The sequence below is a fragment of the Streptomyces sp. NPDC053367 genome (assembly GCF_044545925.1).
In the GTDB taxonomy this organism is placed as follows: Bacteria; Actinomycetota; Actinomycetes; order Streptomycetales; family Streptomycetaceae; genus Streptomyces.
Genome location: NZ_JBITYN010000013.1, coordinates 248,185 through 262,423 on the forward strand (window position 1 = coordinate 248,185; position 14,239 = coordinate 262,423).

The following is a 14,239-nucleotide window of genomic DNA, read 5'->3' on the forward strand; positions in this document are numbered from 1 at the left end:
GGATTCGGAGCGGTCGGCGGCGCGGATTGGCCGCGTCCCGGAAAAAGTCGGGATTCCGTCGGAACGGGGCCGGACGGGGCCGGCTCAGCCGGACCGCCTCGCTGGCCGGGCCCTGGAAACCGGGCCTGGATGCCGAGCCCTTACCGGCCCCGGAAGCTGGGCCCCGGCAGCCGGGCCCTGCAAGCCCGGCCCTAGAAGAGGCTGATGGCCAGGTGCCCCAGGGGCAGGCCCAGCTGCCAGGCGGGCGTCCAGACCTTGGGGCCCTCCTCCTCGCCGACGGCGCCGCCCGGTACCGCGTTGAGGTCGGGGGCGAGGAGTTCCGTGTCCTCCAGCCAGCGCCAGGCCGCGGTGGCGAGGTCGAGATCGGGGCTGGGGGCGCCGGCGCTGGCCGCCTCCTCGGTGAGTTCGGCCATCCGGTCACGCACCCAGTCCTGCCACGGCTGGTCGTACGCCGTCAGGGACAGCCAGGTCTCGAGCTGGGTGACCACCCGGATGCCGGACAGCTCGCCCTCGGTGTCGGAGAGGAAGACGGTGAGTGCCAGCGCGTCACGTCCGGCGCGGAACTCGAAGGACGTCGGCGGCATGAGGTCGCCGGACCGCAGCAGCTCGTCGGCGATGTACTCGGCGTACAACCAGGCCATGGGGACGGTGAGTTCGCCGCCGTCCTGCCCGTCCGTGCTCTGACCTCTGTGGAGCATCCCTTCCTGCCTTCCTCCGGTGCGTGCGCGTCGCCCGACCCCGGGTCCCGTCGGATGAGGGGCCCATCCGGAACACGGATGAGGACAGCCGATTACTCAACCGGGGTCCTGGGCAAGGCGCTTTACGGAGGCTTGACCAGACGGATGGTTTCACCGCAGGTCGGCCGCGTATCCCGGAAGCACCCGGCGCAGGGCGCGCAGCGCGTAGTACGCGCGGGACTTCACGGTACCGGGCGGGATCCCCAGCGTTTTCGCCGCTTCCGCCACACTCGCCCCTTGGAAATACACCAGCACCAGGACTTCACGGTGCTCGGGAGTGAGTGTCTTCACAGCCTCGCGCACATCGACCGTCGCGGCCGACCGCTCCGCGTGGTCGGCGCACACTCCGGCGTAGACCCCCGCGCTCTCCAGGACCGCGTCCCCGACCTCCGCCGGACGGGCCTGCCGGGCCCGCCGCGCGTCGATGGCGAGCCGCCGGGCCACGGTCAGCAGCCACGGCCGTACGGACTCGAAGGCGTCGGCCCGTAGCGCCTCGGGATGCTGCCAGGCCCTCACCAGCGTCTCCTGCACGAGGTCCTCGGCGCGTTGCCGGTCGCCGTCGCAGAGCCGCAGGAGCAGCGCGAAGAGGGGCCGGCCGTGCTCCCGCTGCAGTGCGGCGAGCTCGTGCTCGGCGGTCGTCGTCCCGGTGGTGAGAGTGGTCGCGGCCGTCATGGCCGAAGGCAATCGCAGGGCCGCGTGCCGGGACAGGGAGCGCGCACGGATGTGCGGCGGACGGTCGAACGCGTCGACGAACGGTACGACGAACGGTCCGGACAGCCCCGTCCACGCGGACCGGACGGGTTAAAGGGGCCGGGCGAGCCGTTTGCGGAGAATCTCACCTTCGTACCTATTGGTGGGTAAATATGATCAAACAGAGGTGAACGGATGATCGCACGCAGACGACAGGTCGCCCTCGCCCTGACGGCGCTCCTCGCCGCGGGCGCCGCCTGCCAGGCCCACCGCCAGGAACCCTCCGCGCATCCCGGACGCCCGGCGCCCGGCACCGAACCGCGCGGCTTCACGCTCGTCGCCTCCGGGGACGTCCTCCCGCACAGCTCGATCATCGACCGCGCGCGCTACGACGCCGGCGGCACGGGCTACGACTTCCGGCCCATGCTCGCCGGGATCGAACCCGTGGTCTCCCGCGCCGACCTGGCGCTGTGTCACATGGAGACCGTCTACGGCGCGAACGGCGACTACACCGGCTACCCGGCCTTCAAGTCCCCGCCCGAGGTCGCCCGGGGCCTCGCCGCCACCGGCTACGACGGCTGCTCCACCGCCTCCAACCACAGCCTCGACGACGGCGCCGACGGCATCCGGCGCACCCTGGACACCCTCGACCGGGAGGGCGTACGCCACGCGGGCACCGCCCGCACCGAGGGCGAGGCCGCCACGGTCACCGTCCTGCGGGCCGGCGACGCGAAGGTCGCCCACCTCGCCTACACCTACGACACCAACGGCTACCCGCTGCCCGCCGGCCAGCCCTGGGCCGTCAACCTGATCGACGAACGGAAGATGATCGCCGACGCCCGGGCGGCCCGGAAGGCGGGCGCCGACGTGGTGGTGGTCTCCGTGCACTGGGGCACCGAATGGCAGGACGCCCCCGACGACCGCCAGCTCGCCCTCGCCCGCACCCTCACCGCCGCCCGCACCGGCGGCCGCCCCGACATCGACCTCGTCCTCGGCACCCACGCCCATGTCCCGCAGGCGTACGAGAAGGTCAACGGCACCTGGGTGATCTACGGCATGGGCGACCAGATCGCCGGCGAGATGTACAACTACCAGGGCGTTCCCGACCCGCGCGGCAACCAGTCCACGCTCGGCCGGTTCACCTTCGCCCCGCCCGCCCGGCCCGGCGGCCGCTGGGAGGTGACCAAGGCCGAGTTCGTGCCGCAGCTGTTCGACATCGACGCGGGACGGGTGGTCAACCTCAACGCCGCGCTGGAGCAGGGCGCCGACCTCACCGCCGTACGCGACCGGATCAGGGACGTGGTCCTCAGCCGGGGCGCGGCGGAGGACGGCCTGGTGATGGGCGAGTAGCGGCACCCGCCGGTCTCCCCCAGGGCACGACCCTAGGGCACGACCGTCACCGGCCACCGCCCGGCCTTCACCAGCCGGATCGCCACCGACCCGACGATGCGGTGGCCGGCCTGCTCCGAGGCGCCGACGACCACGGCGTCCGCCTTGAGCTCGTCGGCCGCCTGTACCAGGCCGTTGTAGGGGTCGCCGCGGAAGGTGTGGAACTCCCAGCGCACCTCGAATATCCCCTTGACCCGCTCGGCCGCCGCACGGATCTGCGCCACGAGCTCCTCGGCGATGTCCCCGGTGGTGTCCGCCACCGGCACGCCCAGCGCGGCCCCGGCCGCCATCACCGGCTGCACGTACACGACCGCCAGCAGCGCGCGCTGCCGCCGCGCCAGACCGCCGGCGTAGGCCGCTGCCCGCAGCGAGGAGTCCGAGCCGTCCACGCCGACCAGGATGACCTTGGGGCCGTCGGTGCCCCGCTCGAACCGGTGCTGTTCTGTCACAGCGAGAGGCTATCGGAACCCCCGCCTCCGGCAGCGGCGGGGGAAGGCGGCCCGACGGCTGGGCCAAGCGGGTGCAATCGCGCCGCCGCACCGGTGGCATGGTGGTGCGGCACCCTTCCGCGGGGCGACTGATGAGTCATGAAGAAGGATCAGTTGTTCAGCAGGCGCCGGGTGTTGATCGCAGGCGCGGCCGCCGCCGGCGCGGCCGGTGCGGCGGGACTGCTCACGCTGGGCGGCGAGCCCACGGCGCCCGTGGTCCCCGCGTCCGGCGCCCCGGTCCGCCGGATCCCGATGAAGCCGTCCGCCTACCGCCTCCAGCCGCTCACCGGCTACGGCCCGCCCCGCACGGCGCCCGGCAGGACCCTGGTACGCCACGAGCCGCTGCTGCGGGTCTCCGGACGTGGCCGGACCATGGTGCTGACCTTCGACGACGGCCCCGACCCCCGCTACACGCCCGACATCCTCGACACCCTGCGCGCCTACGACGTACGCGCGATGTTCTTCGTCTGCGGGGAGATGGCCGCGGACAACCGGGACCTGCTGACGCGGATGGCCGACGAGGGGCACGTGGTGGGCAACCACACCTGGTCCCACCCCCTGCTCACCCGCCTCAGCCGCTCCCGGATCCGGGACGAGATGGAACGTACCTGCGACGTCATCGAGGAGGCCTACGGCGACCGCCCCGAGTGGTTCCGCGCCCCCTACGGGGCCTGGAACCGGGCCGCCTTCCAGCTCGGCGCCGAGCTCGGCATGGAGCCGCTCGCCTGGACCGTCGACACCCTCGACTGGACCACCCCCGGCGCCCGCACCATCACGCGCCGGGTCGAGGACGGCGCCGCCCCCGGCGTCGTGGTGCTCTCGCACGACGCCGGGGGCGACCGCTCCCAGAGCGTCCGGGCCCTGCGCGACTATCTGCCCCAGCTGCTGGACTCCGGGTACCACATCACCGTGCCGCGCCGGCACTACGCCTGAGGACGGCGCCAGCCCGCCCGGCCGGGGAGCCGCTCAGCGCACCTCGACCAGGCGGGCGAAGGCCACCACGTTCCCGTCGTAGCCGTTCTGCTTGGAGAAACCGCCGCCGCAGGTGATGACCCGCAATTCCGCGGCACCCTTGGAGGCGTACACGCGGTCGCCGGGGAAGTTGTTCTTCTCGAACACCTCGATGCCGTAGATCTCGAACACGGCCGTCTTCCCGTCCTGCCGGGCGACCTCGACGCGATTTCCCTTCTTCAGCGCCCCGAGGCCGTAGAACACCGCCGGGCCCTGCTTGTTGTCGACATGCCCGACGACCACCGCGGTGCCCTTCTCGCCGGGGGTGACGGCACCCGTGAACCAGCCCGCCAGATTCGGGTCCTCCGGCGGCGGTGCGCCCACCCAGCCGTCCGCGTCCAGGCCGACGGGCATGATCGGCGCGTCGACCTGGATCGCCGGGATCCGCACCCGGTCCGGCACGGCGTACGGCAGCGGGTCCGGGGCCTGGCCGAAGGTGCCGCCCGGCGCGGTGCGGCTGTCGGCCGCCGCCGCGGACGCCGGCTGCGGCGGACCCACGTCGAATTCCCCGGACCCATTGCGAATGAGCGCGAGACCGGTCAGCAGAACAAGCGCTATCACGCCCCAGGGGGCGCGCTTCTTCCGCCGCTCCTCCTCTTCGGCCAGCTCGGCCGCCAGCTCGGACGCAGACATTCGCCATCCCCTCTCGACGCGGCCGTCGCCACGTCATTTCGCGCATACGAGAACGCTAGATGCCGCGGGCGAAACCGGCGACGGGGCAGCGACGAACGGGTTATGCGGCAGAGCGGCCGGTGCGCCATCCGAGTAGCGCGGACCAGGAATTTTCTGACGGTCCGTGACCTGCGGCAATATCCGATTGTGTGGTTTTCCTTCGGCGTGTCGCCTCACCGGTACGGACCATTCCCGAAATGCGGGCTCGCGCACGGCATCTGAGGGTCTTTCGTGGGAGGCGTTCTCTCGCCGATCGACCGGGGACGGGCCCCGGGGCGCCTTCCGCGGAGGATCACATGCGCAACTCTCGTGCCCTGGCGGTCTCGGCCGTCGCGGTCGCCGCACTCGGGCTCGCCGCCCCGGCGGCCGTCGCGGACGGTTTCGGCAACCCCGGCAACCCCAGCGGTGGCAACGCCGACGTCGGCGGTGGCAACGGCAACTTCGGCGGTGGCGGTAACGGCAACAACAACGGTGGCGGTAACGGCAACAACCACGGTGGCGGTAACGGCAACAACAACGGTGGCGGTAACGGCAACAACAACGGTGGCGGTAACGGCAACAACGGAGGCGGCAACGGCTTCGGCAACCCCGGCGGCCCCAGCGGCGGTGACGGCTTCGGCAACATCGTCAGCAACATCGTGGCCCTGCCCAGTGTCATCGCGCGCGGCGGACAGATGACGATCACCGTCGACGGCTGCCCCCGGGGCGGCACGGCGACGTCGAGCGCCTTCCCGGCGACCCGCCTCGAACCCATCAACGGAGCCAACCAGACGGCCAGGGGCACCGCGACCGTCAACAACAACGCCGCCCCCGGCTCGTACAGCATCACGGTCCACTGCACCGGACGTCAGCCGCTCACCCGCGACAACGCCTTCACCGTCATCGGCGGTGTCCGCGGCGGTCTCGGCGGCAGCAGCTCCAGCGGCGCCACCCCGACCGACATGGCCATCGGCGGCGGACTGGTGGCGGCGGCCGCGATCGGCGGCGGTGTCTTCTGGATGCGCCGCCGCGCCGAGAAGCGCGCCTGACGCCGGCCGCGCCGCCGTTCGCGCGCCCCTTCGTCCGACTCGCACGTGACGGAGACGGACTACGCCCCCCGGACCCTGGGATCCGGGGGCGAAGTCCGTGCGGGCCGTGAGTCCGGAGGGATCAGGCGCCGTCCTCGCCCGTGCGGCGGCGCGAGAAGTGGTACGCCGCTCCGACCGAGCCCGCGATGAGGGCGGCACCCAGGCCGATCTCCTTCAGATCGAACCCGGCCAGGCTGCCGCCCTCACCGGCGTGCACACCCCGCGGGGGAGTCAACGGCATCGGTGTGGGGCCGACCGGCCGGCCGCCGGCGATGGCGAGGTCCGTGGAGCCGCTCACCCCGTCGCAGGTGAACGTGACCCGGTACATCGCGCCGGCCCTGGCTTCCCAGTCGACCGTCGTCGAGGCCGAGGAGCGGCCCGCGTGGATGGAGACGGTCTCGAAGATGCCCGACGACACCGTGACGGTGCCCTTGCAGCCGCCCCTGTCGCGGTCCACGAGCAGGGTGATCCGGCCGCCCGCGGTGATGGTCGAGGGCAGGACGCTGAAGCCGACCGGCGTGATGTTCTCGTCCCCCTTGGCGACGGCGGGCGCGGAACAGCCCAGGGCGGTGACGCACAGCAGTGCGGCCGAAGCGACGCGTATCGCGCGCATGGTGAATCCTCCGGTCTCCGAGGAGCAGCTGCGGATCTTTTCCGCTTGCGCCAGAAATGCACCTCGATGACCGAAACGCTAGGAAGATGCGCACAGGTGCGCGAACGCAGTCGTACGAATGGGGCATGGGCGTGGGCTGCCCGGGGGACGCTGACGGCGTGGCGGTCGCCCGCCCGGGCTCGGACGGTGTGAAGGGCCGTCAGCCCTGTACGGCGGGATCAGCCCTGTACGGCGGGAGGATCAGCCCTGTACGCCGGGGAAGAGGTGCAGGAACGGCTCCGCCGACGCGGTGATGCCCCGGCTGTACGGGGCGTCGAAGTCCCAGATGAGGAACAGCAGGAAGGCGATGAGCGCGGAGAACAGCCCCGCGAGGACGAGTTCACGGGGAGTCCGCCGGATTTGCAGCACCAGTACCATGCCGATGGTGATCACGGCCCCCGCGAGCAGTCCGAACCACACCACCCCCGGCATGGTCGCGCCGGTCGAGGTGGCCCGGGCGGCGCGCGCCTGGTCGGCCGCGGCCACCTGGTCCACCAGCGGCTGGTAGGCCTGAGCCTCGAAGTCGTCGGCCGGCTCGTAGTCGGTCACGTCCGCCCGGATGCGCTCCAGGAGCTCGTCGCCCCGCTCGGTGACCTCGCCGGTGTCGGCCATGTGCTGCCACTCGGCGCCCACGACATGTCCGACATACGTGTTGACGTCGTCCCGGATCCGGTCCCGGACCTCCGCCGGGTAGACCCGGACCCGCTCGGAGACCTCGTGCAGCGCCTGCGCCTCGGCCCGCACCTGCTCCTGCGCGGAGCTGCGGGCCTCCCAGACACCCGCGATGGCCAGGCCCAGGACGATGGCGTACACCACGCCGATCCACATCGTCATGTACTCGATGACGTCCGGGGTCTCGCTGGGGTCCTCGTCTTCGTCCGCCCTGCGGTGGCGGAGGAGCGTGATGGTGACCACCACGGCGCAGGCGGCGAGCATCGCGAGGGTGAGAACAAGCCATTCCGGCAACAGGGGCCTCCAGGATCAGCGCGCCCGCAGCGCGGCCACGGCGATCACCGCGGGAACGGTGATGAGCAGGACGAAGGTGACCGGCGAGTTCGCGTCGTGCGAGACCCGCTGCTGCCGCGGGGCCTTGTACGGCGGATACGTCACCGGGCTCACCGAGGGACGGGGCGTCGGCGTCGGCTTGGGGGTCGGGGTGGGGGCGGGCGTCGGTGTCGGCGTCGGCGTCGGAGCGGGCGCCGGCGCCGGCGGCGGGGCCGGAGCCGGTGGGGCGGGCGCCTCGGGAGGCGGAGTCGGCCGGGGCGCCGGCGGTGGTGGCGGAGGGGGCGGGGTGGGCGTCGGGGTCGGGGTCGGCTCCGGGGGTGTGGGGGTGGGCGTCGGTGTCGGAGCAGGCGTGGGAGTCGGCGTCGGTGCGGGTGTCGGCTCGGGGCACGGCGGAGGAGGGGGCGGCTTCGGGCAGGGAGGGGGCGGGGGCGGCTTCGGGCACGGTGGGGGGACCGGCCGGTCCGGGCCACCGCCCAGGACGGCGACGGCCCGCACACCTCCGCTGCCGGTGACGACGACCGCGGCTGCCCGCGGGCCGTCGTCGCCGCCCGCGACCGCGACGGCCTCCGTGCCGCCGGGGCCGGCCGAGACCCAGGCGCAGGCGTCGGCCGTCGCGACTCCGGCCGGTGCGCCCGCCAGCGCCCATGTCAGCGCCGTCAGGGCCAGCACGCGTACGGTGGCGGCGCGACGGGTCGGTTGGGGTCCATGCACGACCGAGATCATGAGCCTTGGCGGCGCCTGCCGTGCCCGTCCCGGAGGGGATTGCCCCAAACGGGGGACAGGACGGCCCGAAGGGTTCGAACGGCGTTGACGTGGCACCTGCCCGCGCCTCCGCGACCGAGACCCGCTCTCCCTTCCGCGACCGAGACCCGCTCTCCCTTCCGCGACCGAGACCCGCTCCTCCTTCCGCGGGCGAGACCCGCGAGCGAGATCCGCGAGCGAGACCCGCGGGCGAGACCTGCTCGCGCCCCTGGCGGACGGCACCTGACGCGCCCCGGCCGGCGGCATCCGCCCGCGCTCCCGGCGAAAAGAAAATGCCGCCCCGTTGAACACCCCCGCCCGCCGCCCCGTACCCCATGCCGTGCGGCGGTTGCAATGGCTCGCCGCAACGGGATTGTGATGATGGGGAGTTGACGATGAAGACCTCCTGGCGGAGCGCCTCGTTCGTGATGGGTGCCGTGGCCGTGCTGGCGCTGACGACGGCGTGCGGTCAGGAAGAGGGAACGCAGCCGACGAGTCAGAACGTGGGGGCGGCCGCGCCGGCCGGTGGCTACGGGGTCGGTTCCGGTGGTGGTTACGACGCCGGGACCGGGGGGACGCAGCAGGACGCGCAGCCGGCGGCGGCGGCCGAGGGCGCGGGCAAGCTCTCCGTGGCGACCGACGCCGAGCTGGGGCAGGTGCTCACCGACAGTGCGGGGCGCACGCTGTACCGGTTCGACCAGGACACCGCGGAGCCGCCCAAGACGAACTGCGACGGTGACTGCGCCGCCGCCTGGCCGCCCGTCCTCGCGGACGACGCCAGCGCGGGGGAGGGGGTCGATCCGGCGCTGCTCGGTGAGGTGACCAGGTCCGACGGCAGCAAGCAGCTCACCGTCGGTGGCTGGCCCGCCTACCGGTACGCCAAGGACGTCAACCCGGGTGACACCAACGGGCAGGGCGTGAAGGGGACTTGGTTCGCGCTGGCGCCCGACGGGAAGAAGGCGAAACTGGCCGATCTGCCCGGACTGTCCACCCGTGAGGACCCGAAGCTGGGCGAGATCGTCGTGGACGGCAACGGCATGACGGTCTACCGCTTCATGAAGGACGAGGCCTGGCCGAAGCCGGTCTCCGCGTGCACCGGCGCCTGCCTGGGGAAGTGGCCGGCCGTCGCCCCGGTCGCCGCGAACGACACCAAGGGCGTGCAGAAGAAGGGGCTGATGAGCTTCACCCGTCCCGACGGGACGAAGCAGCAGACGGTCAACTGCTGGCCCATCTACACCTTCTCCGGTGACAAGGCCCCCGGTGACACCAATGGCCAGGGCGTCGGCGGAACCTGGTACGCCGTGGCGCCCGACGGCAAGCCGATCGGCGCTCCCAAGGAGTAACCGGCCGCTTGCTCCGGTCCGCCCCTCCGCCCCCACGGAGGGGCGGACCGCTTTGGTGTGTTTGCAAGGGTTTACCGGACGCCGATTCGGCACTTGCCGCAGGCAGTGACCGGGAACGGATGGTCAATTTCCGTTTCCGCTCGCTCCTTTGCCGGGCGATCAGTAGCCTCTGCTCGAACACCGGATCGCCTACGCCTTGGAGAGATCGATGGAGCGTCCCGCCTGGGCCCCACGGAGCATCGACATCTCGGTGCCCAGCGTCTCCCGGATCTACGACTTCTACCTGGGCGGTTCGCACAACTTCGAGGTCGACCGGGAAGCGGCCCGAAAGGCGATGGAGTTCATGCCGGGCCTGCCCAAGATCATGCAGGCGAACCGGGCGTTCATGCGGCGCGCGGTGCGGTTCGCGGTGGGCGAGGGCATCACCCAGTTCCTCGACATCGGCTCCGGCATCCCGACGTTCGGCAACGTCCACGAGGTGGCGCAGCGGGCCCACCCCGGCGCGCGGGTCGTCTACGTCGACCACGACCCGGTGGCCGTCGCGCACAGCCAGGCGGTCCTGGAGGGCAACGACGGCACCGGTGTGGTCGCCGCCGACCTCAGGAAGCCCCACGACATCCTCGCCGCCCCCGAAGTGGGGCGGCTGATCGACCTGAACCGTCCGGTGGCACTCCTGCTCGTTGCCATACTGCACTTCGTGGAAGACGCGGACGACCCGTACCGGGCGGTGGCCGAGCTGCGCGACGCGCTCGCCCCCGGCAGCATGCTGATCCTCACGCATGCCTCGTACGAGGGAATCCCGCTGTCCGCCGAGCGGGCCGAGGGCGCGGTGGACGTATACAAGGACATTCGCAACCCGCTGATCATGCGCTCGCGCGACGAGGTCGCGCGGTTCTTCGAGGGGTACGACATGGTGGAACCCGGACTGGTGCCGATGCCGCACTGGCGGCCCGACACCGCACCGGAGGACGAGGACCCGTACGCGTTCTCCGGGTTCGCGGGCGTGGGGCGTTCGGCGTGAGCGCGGAGCCGGACGGGCCGGAGGACAGACTGCGCCGGTTCGCGACGATCTGGAGCCGCGCGGTCTTCCCCGTCACCGCGACGGCCCTGACCCGGCCGGAGTTCGAGCAGCAACTGCTGCCGCTCGCCCGGCGGTTGAGCGAGGCGCTGCGGGCCAGGTCCTTCGACGCCGCCGAGGGCAAGGCGGTCGGCGCCGCCCTGGTCGCCGCCCACTGCACCGACCCGGACGTGCTCAGCCGCACCCTCGACTGCGTCGACGCCTATCTGGTGCTCTACTGCGGTGCGGACGGCGACCAGGAGGACCTGCGGGCGCGTTCGGCGCGGCTGCAGCACTCCATGGCAGCCGGGTTCGCCCAGGCGCTGCGCGAACGGACCCTCGCCGAGCAGGAATCCATCGCCCAGGCCGCGCTGCGCGCCCAGGGCGTCGTGGCCCAGGCCCTGCACGCCAGCGAGGCCCGCTTCCGCGCGGTGTTCGAGGGCGCGGCCATAGGGATCGGCATCGCCGACCTGGACGGCAACATCCTGGAGGTCAACGACGCGCTGCTGCGCATGTTCGGCGGCTCCGAGCAGAATGTGCGCGGCCGCAACGTCCGCGAGTGGACGCACGCAGACGACGCCCCCCAGGTGTGGCGGCTCTACGAGGAGCTGGTGAGCGGCGAGCGCGAGCACTACCACATCGAGAAGGCGTTCTACCGGCCCGACGGAACGGTCCTGTGGACCAACCTCACGGTGTCTCTGCTGCGCGACCCCGAGGGCCGCCCCCAGTACCAGCTCGCGCTGATGGAGGACACCACCGAGCGCCGGCTGCTCAACCTCCGGCTGCGCTACGAGGCCACCCACGACGCCCTGACCGGCCTGCCCAACCGCACCCTGTTCTTCGAACGCCTGGAGAAGGCCCTCAACGCCGCTCCCGACCAGCGGTTCGGCCTGTGCTACCTCGACCTGGACGGTTTCAAGACCATCAACGACAGCCTCGGCCATGCGGCCGGCGACCGGCTGCTCGTGGAGGTCGCCGACCGGCTGCAGTCCTGCGCCACGGCGCCCGGTGAGATGGTCGCCCGTCTGGGCGGTGACGAGTTCGTCGCGCTGACGACCGGTCCGGACACCGAGCAGGAGGTCGACGAGCTGGCCGCCCGCATCCAGAACGTGCTGCTCGCGCCCGTCCGGATCGAGGGACGCGAGCTGACCGTGCGCGGCAGCATCGGCATCGTCGAGGGCCCGGCGGGCGGCCGGCGCAGCGCCGCGGAGGTGCTGCGCAGCGCCGACATCACGATGTACCGGGCCAAGTCGGCGGGCGGCAACCGCTGCGAGCTGGCCGACCCGGAGGCCGACGCCCGCGCGATCACCCGGCACGGTCTGACCACCGCGCTGCCGGCGGCCCTGGAACGCGGCGAGTTCTTCATCGAGTACCAGCCGCTCGTCCACCTCGGCGACGGCAGTGTGCGCGGCGCGGAGGCCCTGGTGCGCTGGCTGCATCCGCAGCACGGTGTCCTCGGCCCGGACCGGTTCATCCCGCTCGCCGAGCACACCGGCCTCATCGTCCCGCTCGGCCGCTGGGTCCTCGAGCAGTCGGTGCGCCAGGCCCGCGAGTGGCGCGAGCGCTACGCCGACGCCGGTCCGCTGCGGATCAACGTCAACCTCTCGCCCTGCCAGCTCAACCATCCGGGTCTGGTCCAGGACACCGTCGACATCCTGGAGGCCGCCGGCGTCACCCCGGACGCGCTGTGCCTGGAGGTCACCGAGTCCGCCCTCATCGGCGCCGACGACGACCTGCTCAAACCCCTGCGCCGGCTGGCCGAGATGGGCGTCGACATCGCCCTGGACGACTTCGGCACCGGCTACTCGAACCTGGCGAACCTGCGCCGCCTCCCGGTGAGCGTCCTCAAGCTGGACCGCTCCTTCACCCAGAGCATGCAGCAGTTCCCCGCCGACCCCGTCGACCTGAAGATCGTCGAGGGAATCGTCTCCCTGGCGCACAGCCTCGACCTCGCCGTCACGGTGGAGGGCGTGGAGACCGGAGCCCAGGCCGAGCAGCTGCGGATACTGGGCTGCGACACCGCCCAGGGCTGGTACTACGCCCGGCCCGGCCCGCCGGAGCGCCTGCACGAGCTGGCCCTGGTGGACGCGAGCGGGTGAGCGGTGGCTGACCGGTGCCCTCCTCCCTGCGATCGAGGTGGGGGTACCGGTGCCTTGAGCGAGGGGACCGCCGACATGGACGTCACCCGCATGCGCAGCCTCTTCGAGGCCCACCGCGCGGCCGAGGCCGCCCGCGACATCGACGGCATCCTGCGGACGTTCAGGGACGGGCTGACGGCCGGCGAGTCCGTCTGCTTCGACCTGGCCACGCTGTGCGAACAGGCCGGCATCCCGCTGGACGCCGTACGCGCGGCCGCGGCGCGGCGCAGGGCCGCCCGGTAGCGGTCAGCGCTCCAGCAGCATCCGCTGCAGCTCCCGCGCGGCCCGTGGCGGCGCCACATCGCTGCGGTGGGCCAGCGCGATCGCGCGGTGCAGTCCGGGCCCGGCCAGTGGCGTCACCCGCAGTCCGTGCCCCGACCGGGCGGCGACCATCTTCGGTACGACGGCCACCCCGAGCCCCGCCCGTACGAACCCCAGCACCGCGTCCATCTCGCCGCCCTCGACCGCGAAGTCCGGCTCGAACCCGGCGGAGCGGCAGGCCGCGACGGTCAGTTCCCGCAGGTCGTAGCCGTGCCGGAACATCACGAGCCGCTCGCCCTCCAGGTCGGCGACCGCCACCGCGCGCCGCCCCCGCCCCGGCCGCGGCGCGTCCGGCGAGGAGACGACCACCAGGTCCTCCCGCAGCAGCTCGACCGTCGTCAGCGCCGGCGAGGGCGTGGGCAGCGGCAGCACGACGAGCGCCAGGTCGAGCGCACCGCGCGCGAGCTGCCGTACGAGATCGTGGGAGCCGCCCTCCTCGATGTGCAGCCGCACGCCCGGGTAGCGGTCGTGGAAGGAGCGCAGCACGTCGGGCAGCAGACCGGTGCACAGACTCGGCGTCGCCCCCAGCCGCACCCGTCCGCGCTGGAGCTGCACCAGCTCCTGCACCTCGTGCCGCGCGGTGTCCGCGTCCGCCAGGATGCGCCGGGCCAGCGGCAGCAGCGCCTCACCCGCGTCGGTCAGCGTGATGTTGCCCCGGGCCCGCTGGAACAGGTCGGCGCCCAGCTCCCGCTCCAGCGCCTTGATCTGCTGGGACAGCGACGGCTGGGCGACATGGACCACTTCCGCGGCCCGGGTGAAGTGACGGGTCTCGGCGACCGCCACGAAGTACTGGAGCTGGTGGAACTGCACACCACCATCATAGCCAGTGCCTATCGAAACGAGCCGGACCATGTCTTGGACCGATGGGTATGCGCGGCTCTAACGTCATGACCCATGGCTCTGGCAACGCGGACGGACCGACGGCCGT

15 protein-coding genes are annotated in these 14,239 nt (G+C 72.4%); 7 read left to right on the forward strand and 8 right to left on the reverse strand.

What is annotated here, in order from left to right; translation table 11 throughout:
* Window positions 1–191 precede the first annotated feature (191 nt).
* Entirely contained in the window at window positions 192–698 is a 507-nt protein-coding gene (locus ACIGXJ_RS32675) for a hypothetical protein (RefSeq protein ID WP_399653136.1), read from the reverse strand.
* Window positions 699–848: 150 nt separating this feature from the next.
* A complete protein-coding gene (locus tag ACIGXJ_RS32680) occupies window positions 849–1,409 on the reverse strand; it encodes a sigma-70 family RNA polymerase sigma factor (RefSeq protein WP_399653139.1) in 561 nt (186 codons plus the stop codon).
* Between the two features lie 213 nt (window positions 1,410–1,622).
* Here ACIGXJ_RS32680 and ACIGXJ_RS32685 point away from each other — a divergent pair, with 213 nt between their 5' ends.
* Entirely contained in the window at window positions 1,623–2,777 is a 1,155-nt protein-coding gene (locus ACIGXJ_RS32685) for a CapA family protein (protein ID WP_399653142.1), read from the forward strand.
* A 32-nt stretch (window positions 2,778–2,809) separates the two neighbouring features.
* Here ACIGXJ_RS32685 and ACIGXJ_RS32690 read toward each other — a convergent pair whose 3' ends face one another.
* The gene (locus tag ACIGXJ_RS32690) at window positions 2,810–3,265 is read right to left on the reverse strand and encodes a universal stress protein (RefSeq protein WP_399653144.1); all 456 of its coding nucleotides are present in this window, start codon (window positions 3,263–3,265) and stop codon (window positions 2,810–2,812) included.
* A 138-nt stretch (window positions 3,266–3,403) separates the two neighbouring features.
* Here ACIGXJ_RS32690 and ACIGXJ_RS32695 point away from each other — a divergent pair, with 138 nt between their 5' ends.
* A complete protein-coding gene (locus tag ACIGXJ_RS32695; RefSeq protein ID WP_399653147.1) occupies window positions 3,404–4,237 on the forward strand; it encodes a polysaccharide deacetylase family protein in 834 nt (277 codons plus the stop codon).
* A 33-nt stretch (window positions 4,238–4,270) separates the two neighbouring features.
* Here ACIGXJ_RS32695 and ACIGXJ_RS32700 read toward each other — a convergent pair whose 3' ends face one another.
* Window positions 4,271–4,948 carry a class F sortase gene (locus tag ACIGXJ_RS32700; RefSeq protein WP_399653150.1) on the reverse strand — a complete coding sequence of 226 codons (678 nt, stop codon included), beginning with the start codon at window positions 4,946–4,948 and terminating at the stop codon, window positions 4,271–4,273.
* Between the two features lie 335 nt (window positions 4,949–5,283).
* On the opposite strand from ACIGXJ_RS32700, the gene ACIGXJ_RS32705 reads away from it, so the two are divergent.
* Window positions 5,284–6,015, forward strand: coding sequence for a hypothetical protein (locus ACIGXJ_RS32705; protein WP_399653153.1), 732 nt, complete (start codon window positions 5,284–5,286; stop codon window positions 6,013–6,015).
* Between the two features lie 121 nt (window positions 6,016–6,136).
* On the opposite strand, the gene ACIGXJ_RS32710 is transcribed toward ACIGXJ_RS32705, so the two are convergent.
* The 3 genes from ACIGXJ_RS32710 to ACIGXJ_RS32720 form a co-directional block, all read right to left on the reverse strand.
* Window positions 6,137–6,667 carry a hypothetical protein gene (locus tag ACIGXJ_RS32710; protein ID WP_399653155.1) on the reverse strand — a complete coding sequence of 177 codons (531 nt, stop codon included), beginning with the start codon at window positions 6,665–6,667 and terminating at the stop codon, window positions 6,137–6,139.
* A 240-nt stretch (window positions 6,668–6,907) separates the two neighbouring features.
* On the reverse strand, window positions 6,908–7,672 hold the full coding sequence (locus ACIGXJ_RS32715; RefSeq protein ID WP_399653157.1) for a DUF4239 domain-containing protein: 765 nt from the start codon (window positions 7,670–7,672) through the stop codon (window positions 6,908–6,910).
* Window positions 7,673–7,687: 15 nt separating this feature from the next.
* On the reverse strand, window positions 7,688–7,825 hold the full coding sequence (locus ACIGXJ_RS32720) for a hypothetical protein (protein ID WP_399653159.1): 138 nt from the start codon (window positions 7,823–7,825) through the stop codon (window positions 7,688–7,690).
* 1,022 nt (window positions 7,826–8,847) lie between these two features.
* Here ACIGXJ_RS32720 and ACIGXJ_RS32725 point away from each other — a divergent pair.
* From ACIGXJ_RS32725 to ACIGXJ_RS32740, 4 genes are all read left to right on the forward strand, one after another.
* Window positions 8,848–9,795: an SCO0930 family lipoprotein gene (locus tag ACIGXJ_RS32725; RefSeq protein ID WP_399653320.1), complete on the forward strand. Its 948-nt coding sequence runs from the start codon at window positions 8,848–8,850 to the stop codon at window positions 9,793–9,795.
* 208 nt (window positions 9,796–10,003) lie between these two features.
* Window positions 10,004–10,816 (forward strand): SAM-dependent methyltransferase, encoded by an 813-nt coding sequence (locus tag ACIGXJ_RS32730; RefSeq protein ID WP_399653161.1) that lies wholly within the window; start codon window positions 10,004–10,006, stop codon window positions 10,814–10,816.
* Complete coding sequence (locus tag ACIGXJ_RS32735) at window positions 10,813–12,951, forward strand: putative bifunctional diguanylate cyclase/phosphodiesterase (RefSeq protein WP_399653164.1); 2,139 nt, start codon at window positions 10,813–10,815, stop codon at window positions 12,949–12,951. Before ACIGXJ_RS32730 ends, ACIGXJ_RS32735 begins: the two co-directional genes overlap by 4 nt.
* A gap of 54 nt (window positions 12,952–13,005) precedes the next feature.
* Complete coding sequence (locus ACIGXJ_RS32740; protein WP_399653166.1) at window positions 13,006–13,233, forward strand: hypothetical protein; 228 nt, start codon at window positions 13,006–13,008, stop codon at window positions 13,231–13,233.
* A 3-nt stretch (window positions 13,234–13,236) separates the two neighbouring features.
* Here ACIGXJ_RS32740 and ACIGXJ_RS32745 read toward each other — a convergent pair whose 3' ends face one another.
* On the reverse strand, window positions 13,237–14,121 hold the full coding sequence (locus ACIGXJ_RS32745; RefSeq protein WP_399653169.1) for a LysR family transcriptional regulator: 885 nt from the start codon (window positions 14,119–14,121) through the stop codon (window positions 13,237–13,239).
* Window positions 14,122–14,239 lie beyond the last annotated feature (118 nt).

Coding starts and splice junctions, on each gene's coding strand:
- ACIGXJ_RS32675 (WP_399653136.1), bottom strand. CDS start 698: ATGCTCCACAGAGGTCAGAGCACGGACGGGCAGGACGGCGGCGAACTC.
- ACIGXJ_RS32680 (WP_399653139.1), bottom strand. CDS start 1,409: ATGACGGCCGCGACCACTCTCACCACCGGGACGACGACCGCCGAGCAC.
- ACIGXJ_RS32685 (WP_399653142.1), top strand. CDS start 1,623: ATGATCGCACGCAGACGACAGGTCGCCCTCGCCCTGACGGCGCTCCTC.
- ACIGXJ_RS32695 (WP_399653147.1), top strand. CDS start 3,404: ATGAAGAAGGATCAGTTGTTCAGCAGGCGCCGGGTGTTGATCGCAGGC.
- ACIGXJ_RS32700 (WP_399653150.1), bottom strand. CDS start 4,948: ATGTCTGCGTCCGAGCTGGCGGCCGAGCTGGCCGAAGAGGAGGAGCGG.
- ACIGXJ_RS32705 (WP_399653153.1), top strand. CDS start 5,284: ATGCGCAACTCTCGTGCCCTGGCGGTCTCGGCCGTCGCGGTCGCCGCA.
- ACIGXJ_RS32710 (WP_399653155.1), bottom strand. CDS start 6,667: ATGCGCGCGATACGCGTCGCTTCGGCCGCACTGCTGTGCGTCACCGCC.
- ACIGXJ_RS32725 (WP_399653320.1), top strand. CDS start 8,848: ATGAAGACCTCCTGGCGGAGCGCCTCGTTCGTGATGGGTGCCGTGGCC.
- ACIGXJ_RS32730 (WP_399653161.1), top strand. CDS start 10,004: ATGGAGCGTCCCGCCTGGGCCCCACGGAGCATCGACATCTCGGTGCCC.